This window comes from Streptomyces sp. NPDC055287, from assembly GCF_053646035.1.
The window spans coordinates 90,648-104,557 of record NZ_JBSHNE010000023.1; the positions used below are offsets into that span (position 1 = coordinate 90,648).

Below are 13,910 nucleotides of genomic sequence, written 5' to 3' on the forward strand. Positions count from 1 at the left end.
GATCCCGCCGGTCTCCTCGAACCAGTTCTGCGGGCGCACCAGTCAGCCTCTAGGCAACCGGTGATCCCCGATTGGTGCACCCGGCGTCTCCGGCGTGGGCCGTGGCGGTCCTCACGGATTCGGATACTGCCCGCCGGACGCGTGGAGGAGGATGCGGGCCACCTCCTCGGGGTGGGTGAGCTGCGGGTAGTGCCCAGCTTCGGGGACGGTGAGATGGCGTGTCCCGGTGACGGTCAGGGGGTCGGATGTTCCGGCGACCAGGGTGACGGGTACCGCGACGTCGGCCAGTTCCCGCCGCAGCGCGCCGTAGTGGCGGCGGGCCGTGCGGAGGGCGGCCGCTGTGCGCCGAGCGGTGCCCGGCCGGTGCAGGGCGGCCGCCGCGCTGTCGAGGGCGGGACCAGTGGGGACGCCGAGCCGGGTGGCGAGCCGGGCGGCGGACATCCGGCGCAGGGCCACCGGGGCGACGAGGTCGTGCCCGAACCGGCGCGGCACGTCCTGGAGAAAGGCCGGCGCGATCAGCACGAGCCCGCTGATCCGGTCCGGGTGCCGCCTGGCATAGCGCACGGCGGGCCCGCACGCGAGGGAGTGTGCCGTGAGGAGCGGACGGCTCGTCACCGGCTCCAGCAGTTCCGCGAGCCAGCCTTCCAGAGTGGTGCCGGCCGGGCTGGAGCGGCCCAGGCCGGGGAGGTCGGCGGTGAGCGTACGGCTGCCCAGGCGTGCGCTCACCGGGACCCATGACTCGGCGTCCAGCGGCAGACCGTGCAGCAGCACATGCGCGGGCGCTTCCCGGTCCCCGACCACCCAGGTGCGGCTGCCCGCGACGTCGTGGAAGCCGTGCGGATCTGCCGGTGCGCCGGTTTTTCCGAAGCGCGTGGCGACGAGATGGTCGGCCCAGGCGCGCAGCGCCTCCTCGACCGGTGGCGCGGCGAGACCGTGGGAGCGGGCGAAGGCGTCCGCCGGGCCGGTGGGGTAGCGGTCGGTGGACAAGAAGGAGAACGTCTCGGGGTCCGCGCCGGTCAGGGTCCGGGGCAGGCGCCGCAGCAGCGGCACGGGGAGGTGGCGGCGGGGAGCGCGTACGCCGGTGTGCTCGGCGATGCGCCGCAGCAGGGCAGGGAGTTCGGGGGTCGTGTCGTCGAGGATCCAGTAGTCCCGGCCGGTGGCGCCCGGATCCTCGGGCAGCACGGCGAGAAAACGGGTCAAGTGGTCGAGGCCAACGACCGGCAGGAAGGTGCGGGGAGTGCCGGGGACGGCGGGCAGACGACCGTGCCACAGGTCGTCCACCATCGAGGCCAGCCCGATGTACTGGCCGGGGCCTATCACGGAGCCCGGGTTCGCGACGGTGAGGGGTACGCCCAGTTCGGCGGCGCGGCGACGCACCGCGGTGTCGCCCTCCTGCTTGGAGGCTTCGTAGGCGCCGAGCCGGTCGTAGTCGTCGTCACCGCTCGCGCCGCTCACGCGGTAGCCGCTGATGTGGACCAGGCGGCGCGGGGCATGCCGTGTCGCGGTCCACTCGACGACGTGGACCGCTCCGGTGACATTCACGGCCCGCGCCTCGGCGGGGTCGAGCCCGAAGGCGAAGCGGGCCGCGCAGTTGAACACGTCACGGACGGCGGGAAGGGCGCCGGGCGGAAGGCCGAGTCCGGGGCGGGTGATGTCGACGGCGATGACGGTCAGCGCGCCGGTGTCGACGCCCGTGCCGGCCAGCGATGCGATCAGCGGCTCCGCCGGGCCGCGTACTGCGGCGGCCACCTGCCGCCCGCGACGGAGGAGTTCGGCGACGAGTGCGCGTCCGACGAAGCCGGAGGCGCCGAGGACGAGGGTGTCGGCGGATGAGGACATGACGTGCTCACTTTCAGTAGACCGATCTACATATTTTCGAGCTCTGGAGGGGCCCACCCGGTGGGTGGGCCGGGGGAATCAGGCCAGCCAGGTGAGAGCCTGGGTCGCCCGGTCGAGTGGGTTGCGGCTCCGGTGGGCCCTCGCCAGTACCAAGGCGCCCTCGATCAGGGCGAGAACGGCCGTGGCGGCGGACTGTGGGGAGGAGTGGCCGTCGGCCTCGAAACGATCGGCGAGGGCGGCCTCCCAGGACGCGTACACGTCGGAACAGGCCCGCTGGAGCGCGGTGTTGCCGGCCGCCATCTCCAGGGCGACGGTCGTCACGGGGCAGCCCTGGCGCCAGTCGGACGCCTCCAGCCGGTCGCCGAGGGTCTTCAGGAGCGCGGCAAGCATCTCCGTCGTACCGCCCCCGTCGGAGTCCTGTTCGAGGCCGATGAGGAGCGCGGAGATCTCCTGGCCGCCCCGACGGACGGCTTCCTCGATCAACTGGTCTTTACCGCCGGGGAAGTGGAAGTACAGCGACCCCTTCGGGGCGCCGCTCGCGGCGACGACCTGGTTCAGCCCGGCGTTGTAGTATCCCCCGGTTTCGATGAGGCGCTGAGTGGCGTTCAGGAGTTTGCCGCGGGTCTCCTCCCCCTTCTGTCCCATGCTCAGAAAATAGACCGGTCTTCCTATTATTTCAAGCACGTCGGCGGGCTGGACGCGGTTTCTTGATCCGCCGCGCCGTGTCAGCGCGCGCCTTGGTGCCCCACACTCTGTCATCGCCGCGCCGGGGGAGGGGCTGCCGTGCGCTCGCGGCAGTCGCGCAGGAGGCGGACTTCGTCCGTGGTGGGCGCACGAAGCGCGGTTCCGCGCGCCGCCGGGTTGCTGCCGCCGGACGGCAGGGTCACCACTACGGTCGCCTGCGACTACGGGCGCGCCGTGTACCTCGCCGGCTGGAGGCTGCAGCCCGGTGGTGCGATCCGCACGAGGCCGAGCAGGCCACGTGCACGCCGGAGCACTGAGCACGTCGGCTTACCACTCGTGGGGAGACTTCTCTGCCGCCTACGCAATGGGCAGAGTGCCGCGCTTCGACGACGAGGAGTACGGGGCCGTCCTGCTGTTCACGGCCGATCCAACGGGCCGCGCCCCGGCGCTGGACCGCCTTGCCCTGCGTTCCCAGAGCCGCGATCGCCGTACCCCACCGTGTGTTGTGTCCTCGACGGCCGCCTTCCGTCACGTCTGTCAGCCACCGCTGGAGCCGTGAGCTGGGCGTCGTCTGGTCGGGGGATCCAGCCGGGTGCCGGGTCGGCGGCGTAGGCCAGGACTGCGGCGAGGTGGTCGGCCGTGGTGTAGGGGACGTGGGGGTCGGTGATGAAGGCGGCGGGCTCGGTGGTGCGGGTGACCATCAGCGGCAGGACGCGCCAGTCGTGCTTCTCGGTGACGCCGCACGCTGCTGCTGCATGGGCCGGGTGGGCAGCGATGGTGGCAGCCTTGGCCAGGAGCTTGTCGCGGTAGCGGATCGTGAACTTTTGAATGTGCTGGATCAAAGCGTGCGGCGCGACGGCGCCGGTGGGGTTCTTCGCCTCGATCACCCAGAGGCGGCTGGTGGCCGGGTCGGCGACGAGGAGGTCGATCTCTCCAGCCAGGCCAGGGACGCCGAGGTCGGCGGCCGTCTTCTCCAGGAGGCGGAAGCGGTGCGGCAGCCCTGCCGTACGAGCGGCCTTCGTGACGTCGTGCTCCAGGCGCTGGTCGAGCTGCTGGCGGTGACGGTGCAGCGCCTGCGTGACCGGGGCAGGAATGTCGGGGTGCGGGAGCCGGCCGTCATCGAGGTAGGCCGCGTACGCCTCGCGGGCGGCGCAGGCCAACCAGGGCAGGACAAGGAGCGTTTCGCCGTCCGCGATCAGGGGGTGGGTCAGGGGACGGGTCCGGCGCTCGACTTCGGTGTAGGCATGCGGGCCGGTACTGGTGGCGTTGCCCGGGTGCAGGCGTAGCCGGGCAACGGCTGCGTGGAGGTGGTCGAGGGGCAGTGCGGACCAGGCGGCGGTCTCGGCTACCAGGTCCTCGGCCGTGACGGTGGCGATGCTATCGGGCTCCACGGGCCAGTCGGCCACGGTGGCGAGGACGGCACCGAGTGCGGCCAGGTCGCAGCCCCAGTGCCGGGTGAGCAGCCGGTCAGCCTGGGCGAGCTGGCTGCCGGTGGGCAGGTCCGGCGCGGTGAAGGCGGTCGCGGTGCGGGCGGTCGGGGAGGCGAGTACGGAGGCGGCGTCGACCAGTTCGGGCCCCGCGGTGACGGCCTGGGCGATCAGGCGCTGCTGTCGGGCGTGCTGATAGGCGCCGATGTCGAAACCGAGGTGCGAACCGAGCGCGGCGTCCGTTGCCGGGGCGGCTTCGTCGTCACCGGGGCCCGGGCCGGAGGTGAGGGTGAAGATGCCGCTGGATTCAGTGTCCAGGTGAAGGTCGTGCAGGCGGCGAGCGGCGGAGACCGCCGTGATGCCGCTGTGCAGCACGAGTTCGGCCAGCGCGACGAGATCGGCGACGGCGAGGACGTCGACGGGCCGGTCGCCGACGGGCGGGGCGGTGAGCGCCTGCTGCAGCAGCATCTGCAGGGCGGATGTGGCCGTCGCCCCGTCGATCTGGCGGTGTACGGTCTCCCGGATCCAGTTGGCCGCCCAGGGAGCGGCGAGATTCACCGCGCTCTCCTGGGCCGAGCGGGTGCGATGGGCCCAGGCGGCGTTGAGACGGCGCGCCAACTCGCCCATCAGGGCGGGATGATGGGTGCGGATCTGCTCGGCCAGCTCTTCCTCCAGCGCGTGCAGCAGCTGCTCGGCGGGGCCCCCGCGACGATAGGCATCCGGGCCGCGCCAGGTGCCGGCCGGAACCCCGGAACGCCGGAGGGCGGTGGCCGCGGTGCGCAGGGCGCGGGCGTGCACGTGCCGGGAGTGCGGCAGGGCGTGGGCGGGGACCGTGGCAGGCCATGCGTTGGAGACAGCGGTGAGGCGCAGCAGCGGGTACGCGCTGTTCCAGGCCACAGCGAAGGCCTCCGCGTCGGTGCCAGGTCCGGATCCGCGGCCGCGGCGGACCTGCTCGACCAGGTGGTGCATGAGCCGGCCCATGATGCGGTGTCCTTGGCAGCCGTCGCCGGTGAACGTGCTCAGCAGTGGGGGGTCGATGTCGATCCAGATGCGCGCGGCGTCCGGGTCCGCTCCGGAGTGCAGCAGCAGCCACTCCTCGTTCGCTGGATCGTCGTCGCCGTCCGGAGGCCGGACGGATGCGGGCTGGCGGGCCTGGTCGGCGACAGCCACCTGCACGATGAGGGGCGTGCCGTCGGGGAACGTGGCGTGGTCGGCGACCGGCGCGATGGTGGTGAGCGTAGTGCGCAGCGCGTCGGCGAGCCCGGTCATGGCGGCCGCGTCCATGAGGGTGCCCGGTTCGGGGGAAGGGACGGCGACGATCGCGAGCGGCGGCACAGTGGCAGCCCGCACCACCAGCGGTCCGCCCGGGGCGATGTGTGAGAGGTTGGCCTGCACGCCGTCTGCGCCCGGCTCCGGTGTGCTCAGCCGGGCGTGCCGGAAGTCCCGTACGGCCGGGAGCTCAGCGGCAGCAAGGACCTCGTCGATACGCGCACATGCGGCGGCCCGATCCCAGACCTCGTCGCGTACGGTCACGGGAACAACGGCGATGTCGTCACCGTCCGGACCAGGCGTCAGCAGCGTTCCCTCGCGGAACCAGGCCGACCACGCATCGAGCACGTCGCGGTAGAAGACGCCGTGCACGCCGGGATGCTCGGTCAGTTCCAAGACGAACAGGGCCAGGACCGAGAGGTCGCCTTCGGCGTCGTGGACGATCTCGGCCAGCTCCTCCACGTGGAGGAAGAGGGTGTCGCGGATCAGCTCCGGCCCGAGAAACCGGGGGCCGCCGTAGACAACCAGTCGGCCGCGACCTGCCGGGACGTCGGCGAGCGCGGCCCGGCCTTCCTCCACGCGCGCGGCCAAGACGCCGTCTGCGATCGCGCTGACGACGGCGATGTCGTAGCGATGACTGGGCGAGGTGAGCAGGCACACCGGGCCCGGTCGGGCGGGAGCGGCTTCCAGGTCCAGGAGTTGGGCGAGCCGGGAGACCGTCACCACCTGGACACGCGTCTCGGCCGCCTTCAGACCGGCGGGGGAAAGGGAGTCGAGCAGCTGGGCGACGGCCGGGGCGAGGGCGTCCGTCGCGACGCCGGCCGGCACGGGCAGCCGCTGACCATGCGTGGTGACCGCGAGTACCGGGCCGAGCAGAGGTGCGTCGGGGTGGTAGCGCAGTGATAGATCCGCGATGCTGCAGGTCATCCACTGAAGTGCCCGTTCCGTGCGCTCGGGGCATCGAGAGGCCCCCACGAGTTCTGAGGGGTCCGCGCGGGCGATCGCGGCGGCCGCACGGACCTCGGCGGGAGTGACCCGGCAGGAGAGCTCGCGCGCCTCCTCTCCCTCCTCGCGCCCCGGGGCGTCTTCGGGCTCCGGCCAGGCCGGGGAGAGCGCGGTGAGGCTCCGGTCGGTCAGGCGCAGCACCAGGTCGAGGACGTCCTCCACCCCCAACCCGACGGCCTCGTGCAGGGTTTCGTCGACAGCCAGGGCCGTCAGCTGCAGGCTGCGAAGGACCAGCAGGGGGTGGGCCAGCTGCCCGGGGTGGACCAGGAACTGCTCCCCAGCCACGCGGAACCGCACCCGGCTCCGTACATCGCCCGGATCCCGATCAGTCACGACGCCGCGTCCGGGCGCGGCCCGCACCGCGGTTTCCACCAACACGGGCAGGTCGGCGGCGCCGGCCGGAGTGCCGCCGCGGGCGGGGACGCGCAGAACGCGCGTGAACAGCAACAGCAGGTGATCATGGAGGCGGGCGCTGCCCGGCGAGACCAACGCGGCGTGGAGCAGCACGATCAGCGATTCGGTGGAGAACCGGGCCATGGCGCGGTCGAGGACCTTCCACTGCACGCGGCGGTGCTGTGCGGAGGTGAGCGGCCTGGCGGTCATCATGCGTCCGTTTCCCCGTGCCGGCTGATCTGGAGGGACAGCCTCGCAGGCAACTCCGCATCCGCGCGCCTGGTTTGCTCCGATGACGCCTCCGGAGTCCGGCGGGGCTGTCCCGGGGATGCTGGCCGGCACTGTCCCACTTGAGTGCGGGCGCGGGACGGTCCCGGCCGCCCCGCACAGGAAAAGGCGATGACCGGGGCACGATGCCGGCATCCGGCGATCAGATGGGGGGTGAAGAAGGTGCGTGTACGGCGCGGCAGGCGGTCCGCATCTGACTGTGGGCAGCGTCTGCGCGACCTGACGGCGACGGCGCACGTTGGTGGCGCTCCACCCGGAAGGGGCGAAATCAGTGATCACGATCGCGCATCAGGGACGGTCCGGACGTGATCAGCTCTTGGCTACGCGCGCATGGAGGGGCCAGTCAAAGGGAGGCTCCGGCGAAGACCCGGCGCCGCCACTCAGCCGTAGATCAAAAGCCACAGCGGCTCCGCCGTGAGCTACGAGGTACTGCTTCGACCTCGCGATCAGCTGCGTTCGAAGCAGTGCGAGTGGCCGATGGCGGAAAAGCCGCGGCGCTCGTACCAGTGTCGTGGCCAGTCCGTCGCATCGGCGGTCAGGAACCGGGTACCGCAGTCCTGGTCTGCGGACAGGCGCAAGGCAGTCTTCAGGACAGCATCGGCGTAACCACGCCTGAGGTGGGCCTCCGAGGTGATCAGGTCCTCGATCTGCGCTGTGCCGGTTGCCGGGTCCAGGTAGAGGTCGGCCCATGAGGCGACCTCACCCCCTCCGTGCGGGCACCGATGAAGTGAACGACGTCGGCCCCGCGGCGGCGGGCCTCTCGTCGGTCGACGAGGTGGCGTATGACCTCGTCGTCGACGTCCGGCAGGAGGTCCCGCCATCGCCGGGTGAGGGGGATGCGTATGGCGTCGAGGTCCGTCTCCTCCGCGGGTCTACCGGCTGGCACCGGGCCTGCGTGCAGCATGACCAGATAGGTGGAGTGGGTGTATCCGGCCCGGATCAGTGGCTCTGCGCACGCCATTCCGATTTCGTTGTCCAGGACGGAGATCAGGCGGTGTGGCAGATGCCCCAGTGCCTCCTCCGCGATGGCGGGCAGTGCCTCTGAGTCAACGGCCGTGTCGATGATGACCTGGTTGTTCGCGCGGGAATGCGCGAAGGCGGCGTCATATACGGCGAACCCGCCCGGGAGGTCGACGATGCGGGCGGCCTGGCGGCGGGCGAAGGCCGTCAGGAAGGAGTTGATCCGCTGTAGTTCTGAGTTCGGCATGGGGGGAGCGTAGGCATCCGTTGACCATGGCGGTCTACGAATGGCCAGCATGGGCTCAGAGCACTTTGTTCCGCCTGGCGGCCCGCGTCCGCGGTTGCTGCGCGGCGGAGGGAGCGTCACGTTCTGATACGGGGCGTCAGGCCGCCGCGGACGCAGGCTGCTGTCGGCCGGAAGCTCAGCCGTCGGTGATGCTCCGCGCTGGTGTGCGCTCCCAGAAGAGCTCTTGCGGCGGGCCGGGCTACCGTCCACGCACCCCCCAGCCCAGTATGTGCGCGGACGGCGTACGCCCGGGCCCGGCCTGTTCGGTGTAGGCCCTGCCGTCCTCAGCGCCTTTCGTCAGCCTAGCCCTACGGGGTACAGATCCGGGCCGACTACATGCGGGATCGGTGTGTGGTCGTGCTCATCATGGTGGAAGTGGCCTCCGTACCAGACAACGAGGTCCTTGCCGTCCACGGACTCTCCCCCGATGAAACTGTCGAGGCGCGCCCTGGACAACGCGGGATCGGTGGTGAAGCCCTGACCGTCGTCGATCTCGGTGCCACGATGACGCAGTACCCATAGATCGCCGGCCCCGTAGGCGTCGGCAGTGCCGTCGTTCGGTCCAGGAACAATGTGATAGCCCTGATGGGTGGCGCGATTGACCACACGCCACTGGCGTCGGTGCAGTGGATGTCGCTTCCGGCCGGTCTCAAAGCGAACGTGCGTCCAGGCACTGCCCCCGAGCGGGGGGTCGTTGTACTCGTCGGCGCGGTCGTCGGCGGCGCCAGCGATGTCGAAGTTGAACCGCCAATAGGCATGGTGGGTGTGCACCTTGCAGGTGCATGGATTGCTCACGCCGGCGAAGCCGAAGCGGGGGCGGATTACACCATCGTCGGCGAGCCGCCAGTCGCTGATGTAGCGGTACCAGCCTGCCGTGAGCTCGCTGACGATTCGCAGCTCGGAACCGTCGTGGTGGAAGGCAACGCCACGGAAGTCCCCACTGTCGGTTCCGCTTTCGAGGATGGTGGCCGGGGCGGAGCGGCACAGCCGGTATCCAGGCCCCGCCGGATCACTGCCGTCAGCGGTGAAGCAGGCTTCCTCGTTCTGCCAGTCGCGGTACGTGGGGCCACATCCGATGGCGTGGCCGTCCGCCCCGTATTGGACGTTGAGGATCGGCACATGAGCCTGGTACAGCACGCGAGTACCGCGGTAGTCCACGAACCGCAGTTCCGCCCCGGAGCCGTTGGTACCGGAGGAATGGGACGGACGGCTGACGATCAGATTCCACAGCTCGGTGGAACCGCGGCGGACACGTACCCGGACCGAGTGGTGTCCCGGCCGCTCTTGAGGGCAGTCGTCCACCCCCGGAGTCGTTTCGCATTCATACGACGCAGGGGCAGGTACTCCGGGAGGTGAGGGAACCACGACGTTGTCCCGCATTCGCACCCCGACGATGCGGTGCTTCACCTCGCCTCCCGGATCGCGCACCCCAACGGTGACGACACGGTCGGTCGTACCATCTGCGTGCTCAATGTCGGCCAGGGGAGGCATGGGTCGATACACATGAGCACCATCACGGGAGAGCACTTCACCCAGTTCGGAGTGCCTGCCCACCGCTTCGACTGCTCGCGCGAACTCTTCGGAATCCGGACGTGGCCGGAACCGCACAGAGTGGACTTCCGCCTCGCCGAGCGCGGAAAGCTGCCCGGTGACCAACACGGATCGATATGCCTCAGGGTCGTGAACCACAGCCTGGAACGGTGCGGCGTTCCCCCCGTCCTTGTCCAGCAACCGGAAGTCGGACACACGCAGGTGCTTCCCGGGCAGCTTCTGACGTACACCACTCAATGCCACCACGTCACTGGCCACAGCTTGAGCGGCATCCGACTCGGTCTCATAAGGTTGGATCTCGATGACGACTGGATCACTCATAAAGACTCCTAGGTTAGTTGCCACACTCCGTGGCTGGGACCCGGAGTGTGGCAGCAGTTGCACGAGGTGCTGCTGGCCGAGCGGAACACTGCGTCCCGGCTTGACTGATCCGCTAGGCTGTGATCCTCCGGCGGCAATCGCAATGCCATCACGCCGCTCGCGCCCCGGCTGGACGCGATCCCCGCGAGGGCGGTCCCGTTCAAGTCGCCGACGAATCGGCGCCCTTGTCCTTGACTTGTCGTCCGCGTATGCCTGCTCAAACCGAGATGCCCGGACGCCATTCCGCCGGGCGGCGACCCTCTAGCCGAACTCTCCGCCGGTCTCTGTGGATTTCGAGCGGACCTCAAACCCGGCATTCGTTCGCCGCGCCACATAAAGTGAGTTGCTGCCTTCGTGCTTAGTGATGAATACATGGTATGGATCGCTGCTGATGGAGGAGGTGAACGCTTCGTCAGTACAATTACCGCGCGGCCATTCATCAGCTGTCCAAAGCCGAACGTGCCGCCAACCCTTTCCGTGTACCCCCGCACCACTTTCACCGGTGCCGACACCTGCTACACGATTACCACTTTGCCCGTCGGCAAGTGGTAATGACGCCAGCGTTGGTGTCAGAAATCTCTACTCCATGGATGATCCTCGTGGCATGAGTCCGGAAGTCAACGTTGGCGGGTCCCAGGGCAGCGAAGGTGTTGTCTTCGGTAGACCTGGTCGTTCTCCGTATAGCTCGTGACATTGCCTGTGATTCCGGTGTTCAGCAGGCGCTTTCTCGCGCAACTGATCGCACGGGCATATGCCTGTGTCACGTTATACCTAGAAGTAAAGCATTTGAATCGTAAGTCCTCGCACCGTCAGCCATATGGTGGACCAAGTTGACTCTCATCGAGGTCGAACCCGTGGTGCGCGATCCACCTGGGCCCGTATCGGCGGTCAGTTCCCGCCTATTCCGCGACGTCACCAACGGCCCATCCGTGTCGAACCCGCCGCCCTTGACCGGCAGATGGCTCGTCCAGCCGGCGGTTGGAGATGGGCCGCGGTAGTGCTGGCCGGGGCTTAGGTGTCGCGGCCGGTGGGCCAAACCTCTGGAGTTGCTCAAGTTCGCTTTGGCTTCCGGCGGTCGGGGGCATCTCCCAGCCACACAAGGAAGCGAGCGCCTCGCTTCGGGGGACTGGAAGGGCAGTGAGGGTCGTGAGGATCTTGGCTTTTGGCCTGGTGGCGATTGTGGTGTTGCTGATCGTGGGGCTGGCGGCGACCGCTGGGAGTCGCGGCGGTCGGCGGCCGCACAAGAGCGGGGGCAGCTGGTGGGAGGGCAGCCACCGGGGTGGCTCGTCTTGGGGTGGCGGTTCCTCCTGCGGAGGCGGAGGCGGCGGCTGCGGAGGAGGCGGAGGAGGCGGAGGTGGCGGAGGCTGTGGCGGAGGCAGCTGACCCGGAGCAGTCGTCCCCGCCGGCCCGATCGCACCCGCTGAGAAGCCTGACACCCCGGCCAACAAGCACGCCCGCCACCCCGGCGCCCTCGCAGCACAACGACGCGAACGCGCCCGCATCCGCAGCGAGAAAGGCATCCCCTGCGACGGCAGACCCCTACCCATCGCCGCCTGACACCCAACCCGGCAAAGGTTGGTTCAGGACTAGAGGTGCCGGTGGCGGCGGTGGAGTTCCAGCGTGGTGACGACCGTCACGCCGAGGGTGATGTGCATCAGGGCCAGGGCGGCGACGGTGCCGCCATCGGCGCCGGACGACAGCGGGCCGGCGACCGACAACAGTGCCAGGCCGCCGCCCACGTACTGCGCGATCCGCAGGAAGACCGGTTTCCACAGGGACAGCAACAGGGCAGCACCCGTCCCGACGACCAGCGGGACGGCTGAGGCGCCGATGACGCCCACGGCCGCGATCGGATGCTCTTCGCCGCTGTTGACGATGATGAGCGAGGCATCGGCCAGCTTGGCGACGGCGAGGACGATCAGATTGACGACGACCGCGCAGACCGCCCCGGTGACCAGTGCCTTCCACCAGGTGAGGCCGGAGCGGTGGACGTGGACGGGGGTTGCGTCGGGCACGGTGGGGCCGGGGTTCTGAACGGTATTGCTCGACATGGGGCTTCTCCAATGTGTGAAGTGCTGCGCCGCCCTTGGCCGCCGGCGGTGCGTACGAGTAAGCCTCCAACCTGAACGGCACTTGAGGTCAAGTCCCGGTCGCAGCACTGGGTAGCGAGCCATTGATTGGTCGCCGTGAGTCGCGGTCGGGTCCGGAGATATCCGTATGCCGCGCGGAAGCTGGTGCTCTGCTGGTGTCGTGGCATGCCGAGCACCGCCCCGGCCGATGCCCCACAGCGTGACTGCCGCCGTCCCCATCCGTGTCGCCTTGCCCGCCAGCCATCGCCAGGCCATGAATCTGCCGAGCATCTGCCGAGTAACAAGCAGAGGCAGGACTGCCGGGGGGAGGGGCTCGGTCGGAGTGTCACCACGCTCGATGAGACGGCCTCGCACGCCACGAGGACGTGGCCACAGTTGCGCCGGCTTGGCCGTCTCCCGCCGCAGCATGCGGCTCGGGTCGACCGGGGTACGCTGCCGCACGCTGAGAACCGCTCCGAGGAGGAGCGACAAGGGGGGAGCGACCATGCGCAGAGCTGCGGGAATCAGGCACAGGGGGATGGTGGCCGTCGTCGTGCTGGCCACTGTGCTCACGGCTGCGGGGTGCGGCACGGACTCCGATCCGAACGGCGCCCGGACCACGGGCCCCGCCGGCAAGGCGGACTCCGGTGGCACGGATGCCCAGCCCAAAGCCCCTGCGGGCTCTCTCACTTGGGAGTTCGAGCACATCGCTGACTTCAGCGGAGAGCTCAGCGATGTCGCCGTTCTGGCCGAGAACGACATCTGGGCGGTCGGCACCGAGAGCAACGGCCAGTCCAACGCCCACCTGCTGCACTACGACGGTACGCAGTGGAAGCGCGAGCCCCTTCCTGAAACTCTCGGCACCAGCGTCTACCCGCCACTGCTCGAAGAGGTCGGTGAGGAAGCACTGTGGCTGCGACCGCAGACCTCTGAAGATGGCACCGCTGTGAACCGCTGGGCGAGGTGGGACGGCACCCGCTGGTCCGCGGTGCCGAGCCCCCCGCCAGGCAGTGTCGGGGACTTCGAGGCCGCGGGCCCGGACGACATCTGGGTCCTCGACGGCGAGCAGACCGCCAAGCACTGGGACGGCACCCGCTGGACCACGACCCGGCTGCCGTACCGCTCGTCCGACCTCGCGGTGGTGGGACCGGCCGACGTCTGGGCGGTCGGCAGCCGCACGACCGGGCCGGGCACCGAGTTGAGCTACGGCGAGCGGTACAGCCAGCCCGCATCTATGCACTGGGACGGCACGTCCTGGAAGTCGGTGGAGACTCCGCAGGCCCGCTTCAACGAGCCGCTCCCGCCGGAGCCCAGCGCCGGCCTCGGCCAGGTCTTCGTGCTCGACAGCGGTGAGGTGCGCGCGTACGGCAGCAACTCGTTCAACCACGGCGAGGTCGAGAACGAACCCGGGGACGAGTTCATCCGGCTGCGCTGGGACGGTTTGAAGTGGGACGAGCAGGAGGGCGTGCCCGCCGTATGCGCGCTGCGGACCCCGGTGGGCCAGGACGACAAGGGGCTGTTCCTCGACGGCAACTGGTATCTGTCCGACGACGGCCGCTGCGTGAAGATCAAGCGCGACCGACTGCCCCTGTCGACCGGTGCCCGCAAGGGGTCGAACCAGTCGCTGTGGCTGAAGGAGATCCACCGGGTGCCCGGCACAGATGAGTGGCTGGGTGCCGGACACGTCCAGGTCAACCAGTCCGGCGATCCCTTCGGCGCCCCCGTCGTCGTACGCCTCAAGCGCGGCGGCTGACCTTCTCGGTCGGCAGCCGACCGAGA

Annotated in this window: 8 protein-coding genes and 1 pseudogene; 2 read left to right on the forward strand and 7 right to left on the reverse strand. The window is 69.7% G+C overall.

The features are described 5' to 3' along the window. Positions 1-111 precede the first annotated feature (111 nt). Both ACWIHY_RS28335 and ACWIHY_RS28340 read right to left on the reverse strand, forming a co-directional pair. Positions 112-1,839, reverse strand: a complete 1,728-nt coding sequence (locus ACWIHY_RS28335; protein WP_454378597.1) for an alpha/beta fold hydrolase — start codon at positions 1,837-1,839, stop codon at positions 112-114. A gap of 78 nt (positions 1,840-1,917) precedes the next feature. Continuing rightward, on the reverse strand, positions 1,918-2,484 hold the full coding sequence (locus ACWIHY_RS28340) for a TetR/AcrR family transcriptional regulator (protein ID WP_454378598.1): 567 nt from the start codon (positions 2,482-2,484) through the stop codon (positions 1,918-1,920). Between the two features lie 204 nt (positions 2,485-2,688). Between ACWIHY_RS28340 and ACWIHY_RS28345 the strand changes: the two are divergent. Continuing rightward, positions 2,689-2,926 (forward strand): annotated as a pseudogene (locus ACWIHY_RS28345) (DUF1266 domain-containing protein); the annotation flags it as partial. Positions 2,927-2,939: 13 nt separating this feature from the next. Here ACWIHY_RS28345 and ACWIHY_RS28350 read toward each other — a convergent pair. The 5 genes from ACWIHY_RS28350 to ACWIHY_RS28370 form a co-directional block, all read right to left on the reverse strand. Next, positions 2,940-6,830, reverse strand: a complete 3,891-nt coding sequence (locus ACWIHY_RS28350) for a hypothetical protein (RefSeq protein WP_454378599.1) — start codon at positions 6,828-6,830, stop codon at positions 2,940-2,942. A 521-nt stretch (positions 6,831-7,351) separates the two neighbouring features. Next, entirely contained in the window at positions 7,352-7,579 is a 228-nt protein-coding gene (locus ACWIHY_RS28355) for a GNAT family N-acetyltransferase (protein WP_454378608.1), read from the reverse strand. Then, a complete protein-coding gene (locus tag ACWIHY_RS28360; RefSeq protein WP_454378610.1) occupies positions 7,540-8,112 on the reverse strand; it encodes a GNAT family N-acetyltransferase in 573 nt (190 codons plus the stop codon). Before ACWIHY_RS28360 ends, ACWIHY_RS28355 begins: the two co-directional genes overlap by 40 nt. Positions 8,113-8,448: 336 nt before the next feature. Then, entirely contained in the window at positions 8,449-10,023 is a 1,575-nt protein-coding gene (locus ACWIHY_RS28365; protein ID WP_454378600.1) for a hypothetical protein, read from the reverse strand. Between the two features lie 1,625 nt (positions 10,024-11,648). Then, positions 11,649-12,113, reverse strand: a complete 465-nt coding sequence (locus ACWIHY_RS28370; RefSeq protein ID WP_454378602.1) for a DUF6069 family protein — start codon at positions 12,111-12,113, stop codon at positions 11,649-11,651. 523 nt (positions 12,114-12,636) lie between these two features. On the opposite strand from ACWIHY_RS28370, the gene ACWIHY_RS28375 reads away from it, so the two are divergent. Next, positions 12,637-13,884, forward strand: coding sequence for a hypothetical protein (locus tag ACWIHY_RS28375; protein ID WP_454378604.1), 1,248 nt, complete (start codon positions 12,637-12,639; stop codon positions 13,882-13,884). Positions 13,885-13,910: the final 26 nt, after the last annotated feature.

What these genes read in the sequence shown, in the direction of transcription:
- ACWIHY_RS28375 (WP_454378604.1), top strand. Translation starts at nt 12,637, where the DNA reads ATGCGCAGAGCTGCGGGAATCAGGCACAGGGGGATGGTGGCCGTCGTC.
- ACWIHY_RS28340 (WP_454378598.1), bottom strand. Translation starts at nt 2,484, where the DNA reads ATGGGACAGAAGGGGGAGGAGACCCGCGGCAAACTCCTGAACGCCACT.
- ACWIHY_RS28350 (WP_454378599.1), bottom strand. Translation starts at nt 6,830, where the DNA reads ATGATGACCGCCAGGCCGCTCACCTCCGCACAGCACCGCCGCGTGCAG.
- ACWIHY_RS28335 (WP_454378597.1), bottom strand. Translation starts at nt 1,839, where the DNA reads ATGTCCTCATCCGCCGACACCCTCGTCCTCGGCGCCTCCGGCTTCGTC.
- ACWIHY_RS28365 (WP_454378600.1), bottom strand. Translation starts at nt 10,023, where the DNA reads ATGAGTGATCCAGTCGTCATCGAGATCCAACCTTATGAGACCGAGTCG.
- ACWIHY_RS28360 (WP_454378610.1), bottom strand. Translation starts at nt 8,112, where the DNA reads ATGCCGAACTCAGAACTACAGCGGATCAACTCCTTCCTGACGGCCTTC.
- ACWIHY_RS28370 (WP_454378602.1), bottom strand. Translation starts at nt 12,113, where the DNA reads ATGTCGAGCAATACCGTTCAGAACCCCGGCCCCACCGTGCCCGACGCA.